Origin of the sequence: Salibacter halophilus (assembly GCF_008806325.1) — a bacterium.
Taxonomy (GTDB): Bacteria; Bacteroidota; Bacteroidia; order Flavobacteriales_G; family Salibacteraceae; genus Salibacter; species Salibacter halophilus.
The window spans coordinates 231,812-248,013 of sequence record NZ_WACR01000003.1; the positions used below are offsets into that span (position 1 = coordinate 231,812).

A 16,202-nucleotide genomic window follows, 5' to 3' on the forward strand; every position below is an offset into this window, starting at 1 on the left:
CTCCGCGCTTTGTTTCTTGCTCAACTAGCTATGTTGTTATGGTAATTAGTAACTATTTGGTATTAGCTGTCTGATTACAAAAATCCGGATTGGGTTCCGCTTCGAAACGCGACTATTTATATCTTTCGCCTTACTACAAAACTTTTCCCGTCCTGAGGATTAACAAGTTTTACAAGCAGATAAATATCTCCTTTACGTGGTTTTAATATGTCTCTACTTACTGCGTTGCAGTTGCTGTTTTTTTCTTTTTCAACTATTTGAGTGTCGTATGTAAATCTAAAAAAGGCTGTCCTTTCCTCCTTGATGGTGTAAATGATATCATCATCGCCTAATCTTTGGACATTATTATCAAATTTTATATTTCCCAGGTTTATCCTCTTTTCCTTTATTGTACCTTCATCAGACATGGCAAATTCATTTTTAGTGCAAGTCATCAATTGAAGATAAATATCCTCTACTGAAAGCTTAAGTTCTGACAAATTAGATATTCGAAACCTAACACTTCCGTAGTTATTTTCAGTAACTTCTATTTCTGGGTACTTCCAGTTCTTTTTTTTTGCTCAAACATGTAAGCGGTTCTTATTTTCCCCATTTCCAAAATGGCTTCATGGTACTTTGATTTAACTTCTTCGGAAATCTTTTTATTATTAACCATGCTTTCATAAAAGCAAAGGGTCTGTCTGTAAGTCAAATCTTGCTCCCAAAAATCCTGAGATACTTTAGACTTTTGCTTGACATTTTTATTTATCGTTTTAGCTAATTCAGAAGATAGATCAACATCAGCTTCTAGTTCATCCATTCCTTGAATTGCTTCTGCATCAGCTTTAGCCGCTGCTTGCAGTTCAGCAACTAGTTTTAAAGCTGTTTCACTATCATACCCCTTCTCTTCAACTTGCCAGTCTAATCGTGGTACATTTTTACAATTGTCAGAAACAGCAGAGTCATTACATTTTTCTGCTGTTAGCAGAATGAGCACAAATACTCCCAGCAATACCATTTTAGTTTTCATAGTTTAAATTTTAAGTGATATAAATATTTGAGTTTTAAATCTTAATAGTGTAAACACCTATAGGTCAAAGCTATAACCATGTTTAGTTTGATGAAAAAGTTTAAAAACATCGTTTCAATTAGAGAGCAGATTAAGGTCACTATTCCAGTAAAATTTTACACTCTGCAAAAATAATGATCCTCGCTCCTCTTCTACCTGACTACTCTCAGTACATAAAGGAACTGAAACCTGTTTTAAGTTTAATATAGCACTGCAGAACTATTCTCTCACAATCATTTAAATCATGAGTAAAGATAAAGTATTTAGGTGAATTAATTTAACAAAAGACTCATTTGATGTGTTTTACACGTATTTTGATCATCAAAAACTACGAATGACTTCCATGCCTTTTAAGCATTTTTGGCTATTCTAATATTCAACAGTCAAACTATAAAGGATTAAATTCACTGAACTCGAAAGCTCGGTTCGTGTGGTAGTAGAGGGATATTATGTTACTTTATAGCCCTTTGTTCACGCTGTTTTAAGTGGGATTTCGAGTAAACTCTCAACTTGACACAAAAAGACAATCCTTTTCATTGATTGTAATTGATAATCTTTTTTCTTGATAAAAAAGATAAAAAAGTCAAGTCTCATCAGAGGCGATTTTTCTCCACTCAAGTTCCGAAAACCACAGTCGGATTGTGTGCTCCGCGCTTTGTTTCTTTCGTAGTTAGAAACCCCGCAGCAAGTGAATAAAAATAGTGCACGATCCCGTTCCTTTCGTCACGAGGATATAAGAGTTTCTAAAATCTGACAAATGAATCAGATTAAGAACCTCTAATACTTCGCACATCCGCTGCATATCGCTAACTGATGAGACGTGAACTACGAATTTAGATTTAGATTTATTGTTCAGTTAAGGATCGCTTGATTTTTTCTACGCCTCCCCTCCTCCTTCTACTCAACCTTGACTCTTAGCAAATCTTAGTCCTTGACGCAAAACAAGACTTAGATGAACTTAGATCTACTGACGCTATCGGTCAGCACTAAAAGCTCGGCCCGCAAGGGTCGGGACTCATCCGTGATCTGACCGGAAAACCTAAAACCAGAAAATTACATGATTAATAAGACACATCGGTAATCATCTACTCGTCAGTAATTTAAATAAGGGCTCGTTTATGTAATAATTTCCCGTACCAATTTTACTCTTTTTTAAAAGTCCATCATCAGCTAATTTATTTAAATAGTTTGCTGCTGTAATCCTTGAAACATTCAAGTCATTGACTACAAACTCAATTTTTGTGTAAGGGTGTTTGAACAGGTTATTTAATAAATCCTGACTGTAAAATTTATAATTATCCCTTAGTCTGTGCTTAAACTCCTGCATTAACTTTTTAATCTCATTAATTAAGTCGATAGTTTCTCTCGAGGTTTTTTCAATCCCTAAAATCATAAAAAGCAACCATTCCTCCCAATTATCATCGTCTCTTATTTGTTGTAAAAGCCTGTAATAGTCTGCTTTATGTTTGATAATATAATTACTCAAATATAGAATAGGTAATGTCTGGAGTTCTTCCAGAATTAAATAAAGGATATTTATAATTCTACCCGTTCTTCCATTTCCATCATAAAAAGGGTGTATGCTTTCAAATTGATAATGGATTATTGCCAGTTTAATTAAGGGATCATAATCTGATACTGCCGGGTTGTTAATAAAACTCTCGAGGTTTGACATTAAGCGATTAATTTCGTTTATGTCTTGAGGTGGAGTATAAATTGTTTCTCCTGTGGCTGCATTTTTTAAAGCTGTACCCGGGAGTTTTCTGAATCCAGCATCATTTTTCTCTAACTCACTTTGAATATCAATAATGATAGAGTTCGTTATTGCCCCTTTGGTTTTTACCAACTCGAATCCTTTTTTAAGTGCTGCAATATAGTTCTGAACTTCTTTTGCCTGCAATGAATGAAAAGCATCTACATTTAATTCTGACTTGTATAAATCGTCATGTGTAGTAATAATATTCTCTATTGCAGAACTGTCTTTAGCTTCTTGAAGTCCTAACGTATTGATTAAAATTACCTGATTAGGGATAGTTGATGCTATGCCCTTTAGCTCGGCTAATGCAGCGTGAGCTTTTGGTAAGCTCTTCAGTACTGCTTTAGTTTCAAGGTCTGTGTTAAATGGGAGTTCTTTTAGAGAAAAATCGTTGTTCACAGACATAATGTAAAGCTTTTTACAGTTTGTTTACAAACGTACTCCTTTTTGTAAAGGAAATCGATTTTTCTTTACATAGAATGGCTAATGAGTTTATATTCTTCACTTAATCATACCCTTCTACCGTTCGATATTCCTTGTGTTTAATAAAAGTTTATAATCAAAAAGTGCTATTCACTGCTCCGTTAATTAATTAGCCATGTAGTGCCTTTCCTAATGATTTTCACTTGAGGATCTCAAGTTCTCATTCTCATCTTTGGTTAACTGTTTACTTAAGGATCGCCTGATTATCTGCGTCTTCTCCTTCTACTCAACCATTAACAACTTAAGAATCCAATAAACCAAAAGCTAGATTAGAACACCCTTGACTACTGACGCTGCGGTCAGCACTTTCAGCTCAAGCTCCTAAATCCCTTCTACTTCGACTCCGCCAAAGCTACGCTCAGCATGCGGGTATAGCGGATAATAACAAAACTCCCAACCACCAAACCATTAACACAAAAGCAAGATTATAAAACACTCGACTACTGACGCTTTCGGCCAGTACTTTCAACTTGGCCTTCAAACTCCCTATACTTCGACTTCGCAGTAACTACGCTCAGTAGCCGGGTATTTAGCTAAAATAACAAACTTCCAAACCACCAAACCAATAACAACTTAAATAACCAATAATCCCTAAGCATGATTTAAACGTTCTCGACCTCAACCTTGACCTCAGCCTTCACCTCACCCGCGATCTGACCGAAACTGAAATCAAAAATTACTTGCAAAACAGCATTTAGTCTTATATTCGCCAAGCTCGATCGTTTCACTTTAAAAAGCAGGCCCTATGATTGTTTGCCATTATTACAGCGAAAATGAGTTGTTGCTCACACGCGACTTCAGTAAATTGGAAGAGCTTCAGGTTGGTGAAATTCTATGGGTCGATCTGGTGAAGCCGACTTACGAGGAGCGCGAATACGTGCAGAGAAAGTTTGAAATTGAACTGCTCACTGCCCAGGAAGCTGAAGAGATCGAGAGTTCATCGAAATTTTCTGAAACAGAAGACGAGATCAACGCCAACTCGAACTTCATCATCAAAACGAATGACGGATACAAAAACGAGGCGGTTTCGTTTATCATCAAGGATCACTTCCTCATCACGCAGCGTAAGGTAGAGCTCAAAACGTTTGACGACATTCACAAAAAGCTGCCACGCTACCGCAGGACGAACGCCCCAAACTACAAGATATTTCTCATTTTATTTGAAACACGAATCGATTTCGATGCCGATTTCCTCGAGCACATTTCCCGCGAAATATCTGACATTGGGAAGGATTTGGCGCTCAACCGCAACCTCGATGACGACATGCTCATCAAGATCAGCAACTTCCAGGAAACAACGATGCTCATAAGGGAAAACATCGTGGACAAGCAGCGCATCATCAGCTCGATACTCAAAAGTCAAATGTTCCCTGATAACGAGTACGACCGCATCCGCATCATGATCAAAGACGTTGGCTCCCTACTCGATCACACGTCATTCAACTTCGAGCGACTCGAATACCTGCAAAACACCTTTCTCGGTCTGGTCGATTTAGAGCAAAACGAGATCATCAAAATCTTCACCGTTGTTACCGTAATCGCCATGCCGCCAACACTCATCGCGAGTTTGTACGGGATGAACTTTCAATTCATGCCCGAGCTGGATGAAATTTGGGGATATCCGTTTGCCATCGCCCTGATGATTCTCTCATCGGGACTCACACTCTTCTACTTCAAGCGCAAAGGCTGGTTATAGTTTTTTTGAATAACGGTCAGATCCGAACGAACCGCTAACCGAGTGCCACATCAAGCGTCATCATGACCGCAAAGCCGAGCATGGCTCCCACTGTGGCCGTGTCTTCATTTCGGTGGTATTGCGACTCCGGAATTAATTCCTCCACAACCACAAAGATCATAGCGCCTGCAGCAAACGCCAGCGCGTACGGAAGTATGGGTCTGATCATGACAACAGCCAAAGCACCAATTACTCCGGCAATAGGTTCTACTACTCCAGATAGTTGTCCGTACCAAAAGCTTTTTCTGCGCGAAAAACCTTCCCTGCGCAACGGAACCGATACGCTCAAACCTTCGGGGAAATTCTGAATACCAATACCCAACGCCAGGATTACAGCACCTGATAAGCTAGCTCCGGGAATATCATAAGCCAAAGCACCAAAAGCTACTCCAATAGCTAATCCCTCAGGAATATTGTGGAGTGTGATAGCCAAAACGAGCAGTACACTTCTGTTCCAACTCGTTTTTACGCCTTCAGCATCTTTGCGGGGATAACCTAAATGGAGGTGCGGTAAAATTTTATCGATTCCCCAAAGAAAAGCGCCACCTGCTAAAAAGCCAACCGTTGCCGGAACCCAGGATGTTTGTCCCATCCCCTCAGCCATTTCAATTGCCGGGTTGAGCAACGACCAAAAACTGGCCGCAATCATGACACCGGCAGCAAAACCGAGCATGGCATCAAGCACTTTTCTGTTGACAGATTTGAAGAAGAACACAAAAGCAGCTCCAAGTGCTGTTACACCCCATGTAAAGAGCGTTCCAACCAGAGCTTGAGTCGTGGGCTCAAGTCCCTTAAACCAATCGACAATTGCACCTTCTACTTCCATTTAATTTTATTTTTAGGTGAGTCAAAATTATAATTTTTACAGAAGTAAACAATAACCGATTATTGTAATTGAATTAACTTAATTTCGTGTAAAATTCGAAAAATGTCTTACTGCCAACATATTGACGATCTCCCAGAACCCAGAAGATCACTACACAAGAACTACCACGACTACCATTACGGTTTTCCTCTTCACGATGACAATGAACTATTTGGCAGACTCATCATGGAGATCAATCAGGCTGGTTTGAGCTGGGAAACAATCCTCAAAAAAGAAGATAATTTCAGGAAGGCTTACGATGAGTTTGATATTGAAAAAGTAGCAAATTACGGGGAAAAGGACAGACAGCGGTTACTGTCAGATCCCGGAATCATCAGGAACAAGCTAAAAGTCAATGCGGCAATTATCAATGCCCAAAGAATTCTTGAATTGAAAAAAGAATTTGGCTCATTTGAAAAATGGCTGGAGCATCATCACCCACTTTCAAAACAGGATTGGGTAAAACTATTCAAAAAGAATTTCAAATTTACCGGTGGTGAAATCGTGGGAGAGTTTTTGATGAGCATAGGATTTTTACCGGGAGCTCATGATGAAGATTGTGAGGTTCATACTGAAATACTCAATCACAACCCGATGTGGAATAAGCACTAATTTCTGCGAACAAGCTTTTAGCTCAGTCGTTAAGACGGATAAAACAATACAACAATGAAAAAAGTACTAATCATAGGAGCAAACGGAAAAGTTGGAAAACACATCACGAAAAAGATGAAAGAAGCTGATGACTTCACTCCCACTGCTCTAATAAGAAAAGAAGAACAAAAAAGCCATTTTGATGATCTTGGTGTCGATTCAAAAGTTGTGAGCCTGGAAGACAGCGTTGACAAGCTTAAAGAAGCTATTACTGGACATGACGCGATTGTTTTCACTGCCGGATCTGGCGGTAATACCGGATCTGACAAAACACTAACTGTCGATTTGGATGGGGCCGTTAAAACGATGGAAGCTGCAAAATACGCAGGTGTTGATCGCTACGTCATGGTAAGTGCCATGATGGCTGACAATCGTGAAGTATGGGAGAAACTCGATGGAATGAAGCCGTACTACGTAGCTAAGCACTATGCTGATCAATTCTTGAAATCTAGCGGACTCAATTACACAATCCTCCGCCCGGGTCTATTACTCGATGAAGAGGGAACCGGCAAAATCGATATCGAAAACCCCGCTTCTAAAAAAGGAGTTCCGCGAGAAGATGTTGCAGCTACTGTTTTGGCTTCGCTGAGAAGTGACAACAGCAACAACAAAATATTCGAGTTCAACACAGGTGATACTGAAATAGAACGCGTTGTTTCATAAAATAAAAAAGCCGCTTCAATGATGAAGCGGCTTTCTTTTTATCTGATTGAATTTTCTTACATTTTGATCAGTTTGTCAGTGAAGATTTTACCATCTACATCTTTAATTTCAACGAGATAAGAACCATTATCAAGGTTTGATAAATCGATTGACTGAGTTCTCAAGTCTTTTTGAATCACAACTTTTCCGGTCAGATCCATGATTGTGATTTGCTCAAGGCTTTCTCCTTTAACATTCAGCTGATCTTTTACCGGATTGGGGTAAATTTCAATATTCTCTTTCGCAATTTTGTTTTGCCCAGCCGGAATACCAAAGTCGTACATCCAAACATTGTCGGTATTCACACCAGTTTGACGGTTCTGACCAGCAACAAAGTATAGCTTGTGATGAATCACCATAGCTCCCGGAGCCCATTTACTAATTCCGGGATGTGGAGTGAGTTCCTCCCACGAATCATTGTCATCATCGTATTTCCAAAACTCACCTTCTTCCATGTAGCTATGATCGCTTCCGTCACCGCTAATTACATATCCATCTCCTCTGTAATCAAACTGTGCTCCTGCTACTCTCGGTTCACCCGGGAATGCACTCATCGTTTCCCAGGAATCGGTTTCCATATTGAACTTGTACCAGTCACCATAAATTAAATTTCCTCCGTGTCCCATTCCTGCGTAAGCATGGCTTCCGGCAGAAAACTGGAATGGGTGGTGACGGGGTTGACCCGGTAAATTATCGTGTTGTGTCCATTGCTCTGTCTCGATGTTGTATTCCCACCAGTCATTGAGGTTTCCGGGTGCGCCATCTCCAAGTCCAACAAACAGCCTACCGTCATTGATAACGAATGATGGGTGCCTGCGGCCAGTACACGGGCAAGATGGCAACTCTGTCCAGGTATCAGTTTCAGGATCATATTCCCAAAGATCATCGTAATACTGAGTCAAAGAAGCTCCAAATCCTAAATAGCCTTTTCCATTGTAAGTAACACCAATTGAAAAACTTCTGGGTCCACCGGGAAAATTGTCAAGTGTTTCCCAGGTATCAGTCGATGGGTCATAACGATAAAAATCACGCGTTGGATTATCAAATGTATTACTTCCTGTAATAACATATCCTTCATCATCAAAACCCCAGGTAACAGGATGGTGACGCCCCTCTGGTAAAGGAGCTACTTCTGTCCACTCTTCAATTTGAGCATGAGAATAATTCGCTACCAGCGAAATAGCTAGTGTCAATAAGAAACTGTAAGAATATTTCATATAAGTGTAATTATTTGTGAATCAACTCAAACCTACATAAAATTTATTCATCTAACCTAATTTAGTGATTCAATTATCAACATAGTTATACGACCGAGAAATAAAAATTCATAAAATAATCAGTAGATTTGATTCAGCCATTAATACTAAACCTAATGCAAATGAGACACTTTTTGTTCACTTTCATTCTTACAATTTGCTGTTTTGCTGGTTTTGGTCAGAACCAAAAAGTCACTGCTTCTCCCAACCCATTTATCAACTCAACTCAAATCACAATCCACGATCTGGAGAATGATACCGTGGATGTTGATATCTACAATTTGTTTGGTCAGATCGTTGATTCGTATTTCAATAATATAGTTTTGAGCGGAACAGTGACCATTACCTTTAATGCTCACTCACTTGATGATGGATTATTTATTGTTAGAACATCCATTAATAGCGATGAAGAAATAATAAAAATCGTAAAAGACTCCACAGCAACTTCAGTAACTCCGCTATCGAACAATAGATTGATTACCCTGTACCCCAACCCGGCTACTGATCATGTCAAGGTTCAATCAAATGAAAAAGTTGAAAACATCAATATTTATAATACTCAGGGAGCGCTTGTCAAAAGTGATAAAACAACTAAACAGAATAATTCAATTGATATTCGAAATTTGCCTAATGGCATGTACATAGCAAAAATAAAAACTGTTCAATCAGTAGTTACTAAAAAACTGATTATCAAATGAAGGCACAATTGACATTATACTTAAGCATCGTTTTATCTATTTTTTCAACCAACTCATTTGCTCAACTATTCAATGTTGACACTACATATACGGTTTTAGAAAAAACAGTAGATCAATCTCCGGCTCACTGGTATATCAACATTACATCCAATGTAAGCGTAGATACAACTCTGCGGTGGAAAACATCCTTTTCAAAAATTCCAAACGAATGGGTAATCGGTTTTGATGATCAAACAAACACTTACAGTAATTTGAACGATGGAGACAGCGCAGACTTCATTTTACAGGCTAATCCGCCAGTTATTCAAAAGCTCGTTATCAGCAACACGATGAATGGAAAAACGGGGAATTCATCAGTGTTTTTTGATCTTTACGACCCAAATGTTCCATCTGAAGTGACTACTATTGAATACGAGTTCAAAATAAGAGAAAGTGAATTGAACTCTGTTTCAAGAATTGACGAAACTTCACCACTATTCGGATTGAAAAACCAAGCACTCTGGTTTCACTCAAAGCTAATTGGATCTGACTACAGAATAGTAGACCTCAACGGGAGAACTGTTTACCGAAATACCATATCAGCAACATCTCACTTATTACCAGATCTCAACAGCGGGATCTACATCATGAATATTCCCGGTAAGGAATTACAATCAAAGAAAATATACATCCCATAAAAAAAGCCCGCTCTCAGTAAGAACGGGCTTTCAATCTATATTGACCGAGGATTACTTTTTCTTGTCTTCGTCAACTTCTTCAAAGTCAACATCAGTTACCTCATCATCGTCAGATCCTTGCTCACCACCTTCTTGTTGCTGACCTGCATCAGCTCCTCCGGCTTGTTGTTGAGCATTGTACATTTCCTGACTAGCTTCCTGGAATACGCTGTTGAGCTTTTCCATCGAGCTGTCAACCGCATCGAGATCTTTAGCTTCGTGAGCTTTCTTCAACTCTTCGAGAGCTTCTTCGATAGGTTTCTTTTTATCTTCAGGCAGTTTGTCACCGTATTCTTTCAACTGCTTTTCAGTTTGGAATATCAGTGTATCAGCCTGGTTCATTTTATCGATTTCCTCTTTGCGTTTTTGATCTTCATCAGCATTCGCTTCAGCTTCCTTCTTCATTTTTTCGATTTCGTCTTCACTCAATCCTGAAGAAGCCTCAATTCTGATAGATTGCTCTTTGTTTGTAGCCTTATCTTTTGCTGATACATTCAAAATACCATTAGCATCGATATCGAATGTCACCTCAATTTGAGGAGTTCCGCGTGGAGCCGGTGGAATACCATCTAAGTGGAACTTACCGATTGAGCGGTTGTCCTTCGCCATTGAGCGTTCACCCTGTAGAACATGAATCTCAACAGATGGCTGATTATCAGCAGCAGTCGAGAATGTCTCACTTTTCTTCGTTGGGATTGTCGTATTCGCTTCAATCAATTTAGTGAATACACCGCCCATCGTTTCTATACCGAGCGACAATGGTGTTACATCGAGAAGAAGTACATCTTTTACTTCACCGGTCAGAACTCCACCTTGAATAGCGGCACCAATTGCCACAACCTCATCAGGGTTTACACCTTTAGAAGCATCTTTGTTGAAGAAGCCTTTCACTGCATCCTGAACAGCAGGAATACGAGTAGAACCACCAACAAGAATTACTTCGTCAATATCTGATTTATCGAGATCAGCACCTTTTAGAGCTGATTCACAAGGTTTCATTGTTTTCTTCACGAGGTCGTCAACCAACTGCTCAAATTTAGATCGGCTCAACGATACAACAAGGTGTTTTGGTGTACCATCAACCGGCATGATGTAAGGCAAGTTGATTTCAGTATTTGAAGAAGAAGAAAGTTCAATCTTTGCTTTCTCAGCAGCTTCTTTAAGACGTTGCATCGCCATTGGATCTTTTGAAAGATCTGCTCCGCCATTGTCCTTCTTAAACTCTTCTACTAACCAGTCGATAATCTTTTGGTCAAAGTCATCACCACCCAGGTGAGTGTCACCATCAGTAGAAAGTACTTCAAATACACCGTCACCAAGTTCCAGAATAGAAACGTCATGCGTACCACCACCGAGGTCGAATACTACAACCTTCACATCCTGACTCTTTTTATCGAGTCCGTAAGCGAGTGATGCAGCAGTTGGTTCGTTAATAATACGCTTAACTTCCAGTCCTGCAATTTGACCAGCTTCTTTAGTCGCCTGGCGTTGGCTGTCGTTAAAGTAAGCCGGTACCGTAATTACAGCTTCTTTGATATCCTGACCAGTATAATCTTCAGCAGTTTTCTTCATCTTTTGAAGAATCATTGCTGAGATTTCCTGTGGAGTATACATTTTATCATCAATCTTAACGCGTGGTGTGTTTCCGTCACCTTTTACCACTTCGTAAGGTACTCTGGAAACTTCGTCTTTCACCTCGTCCCAGGTAGCACCCATAAAGCGCTTGATTGAATAAATAGTTTTGTGTGGGTTAGTGATTGCCTGACGTTTTGCAGGATCACCAACTTTTCTTTCTCCGCCATCTACAAATCCTACTACTGACGGAGTTGTTCTTTTTCCTTCACTGTTAGGTATAACAACTGGTTCGTTCCCTTCCATCACGGCAACGCAAGAGTTTGTTGTACCCAGGTCAATTCCTATTATTTTACTCATTATGATTAATTTTTTTCACGTTTTCACACACTAATGCCAATCTTTATGCCACTACAGAACAACGGCAAATATGTCAGCAAAAAAAAAATACCACCGGTTTAGGGTGACATTTTTTATGACAGATTAACAGATTACTCCCGACAAATTATGGGTAGCAATCGTTATTGGGTTCTTGAGTATTGCAAAATCCTTTTTGAGCTGTTAACCCTAGAACAGTAGCATTTACCAATTCTTCCTGTGTTCGTGTACTCAACGGTAGTCTAATTTCAATATCATTTCTGGAACCCACAACTCCAATTCCACCACCTTTGAGATTTGTGAATGGCGGCTTATCTTCCAATAAACTTTCTGAAGGTTGAGAAACCTGTGTGTACAATTCGAGGTCTTCAGATGCAAAATCGACATTGATAAATGCAGAATCTAAAATTCTTCTTTCTACACCCGGAGAATCATCCAGGTCAGGAACTCGATCAGCTATGATTTGATAAAAGCGATCACTCACAAAGCGAACAGTTCTTGAAGCTGGAGCTTGTCCGCCACGAGGATCATAAGTACTTTCAAACGTTTCCTTTCCCAGATCAACGACAATATCAATAGGATCTGAAAGTTGACCACCAATCACTTCTCTGTATCGGAAAGTGAGAGACGTTTCAAATGAACGACAAAATCCTGGTTGAGTAACGACAACGCTGTAAGCTGAAAACTCATTTTGAGTAGTACTGCTTCGCGAACCAAAATCAATGACACATCCTGTTAAGTTTTGTGGACGACATGTTCCCGGTTTTACAGTACTGAAAGTGGTTCTGACCAAAGGTGAAAAACCGGTTACCTCTTCCCCATCTGGTAGAGTGATTCGTACACCGTAAACATTGTCTTCATTCAATTGGAAAGAAGCCTGATATACTTTTTGGTTTGGATAGTAAAATGTGCCGGAATCTTTATCATTTACTTCAACTGGTGTACACTCGATGTAGCGGGCATTTTGCATGTCCACTTCTTCATTAAAATCTGAAGTGTAGGTTGTTTCAACAATTTCAACTTTGATATCATCATATTCGGCAATGCTGCGGTCTTTTGCCAGTTCATCAAATGAGCGATCGCCCTGTAAAAGGCGGTTCACCTTTACGTAATGCGTATTCTCATTTTGGTTAAAAATCGCATAAACAACAGGCACCTCCTTTTCGGGAGCTGTTATATCGATTTCATCATCGCAACCTGTAAAGGCTAATGTCAAAAATAAAAGTCCCGGGAGTAAGTTTTTCAAATTCATCATTATTCTCATAATTGAGGCTCGAAGGTAAAAACAGTTTTCGATGTGAAGTCAAAACTGCATTGTACTTATTCTTTTAAATTTGCCAAATATAATAGCAGGTGGGCTTATGTGTCAAGTAAAACAATGATTGATCACCCATCTGATAAAGAACCTTTTGTATGAGTAAAGCGCTTAAGCCTGTCAGTAAAAATAAAAAGAAGATTACTACGCACGTTCTTCAGGAGATGAAGAGCAAGGGCGAAAAAATATCAATGCTAACCTCCTATGATTACAGCATGGCAAAGATTGTGGACAAAACGGGGATGGATGTAATTCTCGTTGGTGACTCGGCCTCAAACGTAATGGCCGGACACGAAACCACGCTTCCCATTACGCTGGATCAAATGATTTACCATGCTACTTCAGTCGTAAGAGCTGTTGAAAACGCTCTCGTTGTTGTGGACCTGCCATTTGGAACATACCAGGGTAACTCGAAAACAGCATTGGATTCCAGTATTCGCATTATGAAAGAAAGCGGTGCTCATGCCGTAAAGCTAGAAGGCGGAAAGGAAATCAAGGAATCGATCGATCGAATTTTATCTGCCGGAATTCCGGTAATGGGTCACCTCGGACTCACTCCACAGTCGATTTACAAGTTTGGAACGTACACGGTCAGAGCCAAACAAGATGAAGAGGCAAACCGCTTGATCGAGGATGCTAAAATGCTCGAAGAAACTGGTTGCTTTGGAATTGTTTTGGAGAAAATACCAGCTAAATTAGCAAAACAGGTAGCAGAATCTGTAGAGATCCCGGTTATTGGTATTGGAGCCGGAAACGGTGTTGATGGGCAAGTATTAGTTGCTCACGATATGCTGGGATTAAATGTCGACTTCTCCCCTCGTTTCCTTCGCAGATACAACAACTTGTCTCAACAGATTGAAGATTCTGTAAAGCAGTACATCAACGATGTAAAAACCAGGGATTTCCCTAACGAGAACGAATCGTATTGATGAATAACCCTTTTGAAGATCGCATACTCTATCAGGATAATCACATTATCGTGATCAACAAGCGAGCTGGTGAAATCATTCAGGGTGATAAAACCGGTGATAAACCGCTTAGTGAAAGAGTTAAAGAGTACTTGAAATACAAGTTCAACAAGCCCGGGAATGTGTATTTAGGTATTGTGCACCGTATCGACAGGCCAACTTCCGGTGCAATCATGTTTGCCAAAACGAGTAAAGCTGCATCACGATTGAGCAAAATGTTTCAGGCTAAGGAGATCGATAAAACGTATTGGGCCATTACAGCTGAAAAACCGAAAAATAAAGAGGGAACACTTACGCACTATCTTCAAAAGAACAACAAAAAGAATAAGTCGTTTGCGGTTGACAACGAGCGAGATGGCTACAAAAAGGCTGTTCTTCACTACAAGGTTTTGGCTGGCTCTGACCGATACCACCTTTGGGAAGTAGATCTCGAAACAGGTCGTCACCATCAAATAAGAGTACAACTGGCGCAAGTTGGTTGCCCCATTAAAGGCGACCTCAAATACGGATTTGCTCGCTCAAATAAAGACGCATCGATTTCACTTCACGCACGCTCAATTGAGTTTACACATCCTGTGCAAAAAGAAACTGTTAAGGTTACCGCTCCAGTTCCTAATGACAAGCTTTGGGAATTTTTTGAACGCAATGTCGGTTAAATTACAAAACAGCTATTCAAGATTTGCGTTCTTTGTTCCGTGAAGCAAACATTAATTTTTATACAATTATTTACTGTTCTACTGGTATTTGGTCAGAGCCGAACTCAGCTCAGTAGGTTTAATGTCAACGAGCAAAGTGGAAAGGTGACGATTAACTGGACTATGGCAAAGGGTAGCACTTGTTTTGGTATTGAGGTTCAGCACACAACTGATACTACGAATTTGAATCCGAGAGTCATTCATGAAATTGGCGGTGTTTGTGGTGACCAAAACTTTGAGGTTTCATACAATCACACTCATTACGAACCTGCTCCCAATCAAACAAACTACTACAGACTTGTTTTAGGAACTACTCCAACTGAGTATGAAAGTGTTTATTATCAAGATTTTCAGAAGCGTAAAACGTATGTTTCTCCCAATCCTTCTAGGGGTCGAGTCTCAATTGAGTTTGACAACGAAAAATCAAAGCAGGTAACAGTTAGTTTGATCAATTTGAAAGGTCAAACAGTCTTTGAAGAAATGATAAATAAAAACAGCATTACTATAGATACAACACCTTTTTCTCCAGGGATTTATTTACTCAAGATCAATGGGGATGATTTTACTTACAACGAAAGGTTGGTTATTAGCAAAGGCTAATTGAGTAAATTATAATCATCGTTAGAACGCTCCTTTATCTCGTTTCGAACAAAAATGAAGAACATACCTCGTTTTGAGCTCTGCGAAAAACATATTTCACTATTGAATAAATGGAATGACCATATTTCTACATTAATTGCAAACTCATCAAACTTCATACTCACAAGCCTCCAAACCTTTAACAACTTGAGTACACAAAAATACTTAAGCATCATTAAATAGCTCCTCAACCTTGACCTTCGAAACACTCATCAATCCAGCGGATTCTTCCTCAACTTCTTAATTTGCCCCTTTTTCTTATTGTCATCCACACGTTTCTTCTGTGATGCCTTTGTCGGTTTGGTTTTGATTCTTCGCTTTGATTTTTTCAGAGCTTCCTGAATAGTATCCCACAGTTTTTTCTCTGCTATTTCCCTGTTTTTAATTTGGCTTCTTGTTTCCTCACAGGTTATGTGCAGTTCACCATCAGCGTTGATCTTATTTTTCAATTTTTCGAACAATCTTTTCTTTTGCTGTGAAGTAACTCCACTACTCTCTTCAATATTCCAAAACAGCTCTACTTTAGTCTCAGTTTTGTTGACATGTTGTCCGCCTTTTCCTGAACTGCGACTCGTTTGAGTCCTCAATTCGGTAAGAATAATATTTTTGAAACCATCAGTCATATATCATAATGTTTTTTAATACAGTATTGCACTCAATTACTTGAAAGATTGTAATTTTCAATTATAAAAATAAGAACGCACCTATCTTATTTTATTCTTACT

16 protein-coding genes are annotated in these 16,202 nt (G+C 39.4%); 8 read left to right on the forward strand and 8 right to left on the reverse strand.

The features are described 5' to 3' along the window. Positions 1-116: 116 nt before the first annotated feature. The 3 genes from F3059_RS04500 to F3059_RS04510 form a co-directional block, all read right to left on the reverse strand. Positions 117-407 (reverse strand): hypothetical protein, encoded by a 291-nt coding sequence (locus F3059_RS04500; RefSeq protein WP_151166909.1) that lies wholly within the window; start codon positions 405-407, stop codon positions 117-119. Positions 408-526: 119 nt separating this feature from the next. Beyond that, entirely contained in the window at positions 527-1,009 is a 483-nt protein-coding gene (locus F3059_RS04505; RefSeq protein ID WP_151166910.1) for a hypothetical protein, read from the reverse strand. Between the two features lie 1,120 nt (positions 1,010-2,129). Next, a complete protein-coding gene (locus F3059_RS04510) occupies positions 2,130-3,209 on the reverse strand; it encodes a Fic family protein (protein ID WP_151166912.1) in 1,080 nt (359 codons plus the stop codon). Between the two features lie 823 nt (positions 3,210-4,032). On the opposite strand from F3059_RS04510, the gene corA reads away from it, so the two are divergent. Continuing rightward, positions 4,033-4,983: a magnesium/cobalt transporter CorA gene (gene corA / locus F3059_RS04515; RefSeq protein ID WP_151166914.1), complete on the forward strand. Its 951-nt coding sequence runs from the start codon at positions 4,033-4,035 to the stop codon at positions 4,981-4,983. Positions 4,984-5,017: 34 nt separating this feature from the next. On the opposite strand, the gene F3059_RS04520 is transcribed toward corA, so the two are convergent. Then, positions 5,018-5,848 carry a ZIP family metal transporter gene (locus F3059_RS04520; protein WP_151166916.1) on the reverse strand — a complete coding sequence of 277 codons (831 nt, stop codon included), beginning with the start codon at positions 5,846-5,848 and terminating at the stop codon, positions 5,018-5,020. A 102-nt stretch (positions 5,849-5,950) separates the two neighbouring features. Between F3059_RS04520 and F3059_RS04525 the strand changes: the two genes are divergently transcribed. Both F3059_RS04525 and F3059_RS04530 read left to right on the forward strand, forming a co-directional pair. After that, positions 5,951-6,499, forward strand: a complete 549-nt coding sequence (locus F3059_RS04525) for a DNA-3-methyladenine glycosylase I (protein WP_151166917.1) — start codon at positions 5,951-5,953, stop codon at positions 6,497-6,499. 54 nt (positions 6,500-6,553) lie between these two features. Continuing rightward, positions 6,554-7,201 (forward strand): SDR family oxidoreductase, encoded by a 648-nt coding sequence (locus tag F3059_RS04530; protein ID WP_151166919.1) that lies wholly within the window; start codon positions 6,554-6,556, stop codon positions 7,199-7,201. A 56-nt stretch (positions 7,202-7,257) separates the two neighbouring features. Here F3059_RS04530 and F3059_RS04535 read toward each other — a convergent pair whose 3' ends face one another. Beyond that, on the reverse strand, positions 7,258-8,457 hold the full coding sequence (locus F3059_RS04535) for a kelch repeat-containing protein (RefSeq protein ID WP_151166921.1): 1,200 nt from the start codon (positions 8,455-8,457) through the stop codon (positions 7,258-7,260). 161 nt (positions 8,458-8,618) lie between these two features. On the opposite strand from F3059_RS04535, the gene F3059_RS04540 reads away from it, so the two are divergent. After that, positions 8,619-9,194: a T9SS type A sorting domain-containing protein gene (locus tag F3059_RS04540; RefSeq protein ID WP_170265041.1), complete on the forward strand. Its 576-nt coding sequence runs from the start codon at positions 8,619-8,621 to the stop codon at positions 9,192-9,194. After that, entirely contained in the window at positions 9,191-9,871 is a 681-nt protein-coding gene (locus F3059_RS04545) for a hypothetical protein (protein WP_151166924.1), read from the forward strand. The genes F3059_RS04540 and F3059_RS04545 overlap by 4 nt, the downstream gene beginning before the upstream one ends. A 51-nt stretch (positions 9,872-9,922) precedes the next feature. Here the strand turns inward: F3059_RS04545 and dnaK are convergent, their stop codons facing one another. Together dnaK and F3059_RS04555 are read right to left on the reverse strand one after the other, a co-directional pair. Beyond that, a complete protein-coding gene (gene dnaK, locus F3059_RS04550) occupies positions 9,923-11,842 on the reverse strand; it encodes a molecular chaperone DnaK (RefSeq protein WP_151166926.1) in 1,920 nt (639 codons plus the stop codon). Positions 11,843-11,987: 145 nt separating this feature from the next. Further along, positions 11,988-13,115 (reverse strand): DUF4249 family protein, encoded by a 1,128-nt coding sequence (locus tag F3059_RS04555; RefSeq protein ID WP_170265043.1) that lies wholly within the window; start codon positions 13,113-13,115, stop codon positions 11,988-11,990. A 158-nt stretch (positions 13,116-13,273) separates the two neighbouring features. On the opposite strand from F3059_RS04555, the gene panB reads away from it, so the two are divergent. Genes panB through F3059_RS04570 form a run of 3 tightly spaced genes read left to right on the forward strand, consistent with a single transcriptional unit; the run spans position 13,274 to position 15,438 of the window. After that, positions 13,274-14,104 (forward strand): 3-methyl-2-oxobutanoate hydroxymethyltransferase, encoded by an 831-nt coding sequence (gene panB / locus F3059_RS04560; RefSeq protein WP_151166930.1) that lies wholly within the window; start codon positions 13,274-13,276, stop codon positions 14,102-14,104. After that, a complete protein-coding gene (locus F3059_RS04565) occupies positions 14,104-14,799 on the forward strand; it encodes an RluA family pseudouridine synthase (protein WP_151166931.1) in 696 nt (231 codons plus the stop codon). Before panB ends, F3059_RS04565 begins: the two co-directional genes overlap by 1 nt. A 39-nt stretch (positions 14,800-14,838) precedes the next feature. Continuing rightward, positions 14,839-15,438, forward strand: a complete 600-nt coding sequence (locus F3059_RS04570; RefSeq protein ID WP_151166933.1) for a T9SS type A sorting domain-containing protein — start codon at positions 14,839-14,841, stop codon at positions 15,436-15,438. Between the two features lie 251 nt (positions 15,439-15,689). Here F3059_RS04570 and arfB read toward each other — a convergent pair whose 3' ends face one another. Next, positions 15,690-16,100: an alternative ribosome rescue aminoacyl-tRNA hydrolase ArfB gene (arfB, locus tag F3059_RS04575; RefSeq protein ID WP_151166935.1), complete on the reverse strand. Its 411-nt coding sequence runs from the start codon at positions 16,098-16,100 to the stop codon at positions 15,690-15,692. Positions 16,101-16,202 lie beyond the last annotated feature (102 nt).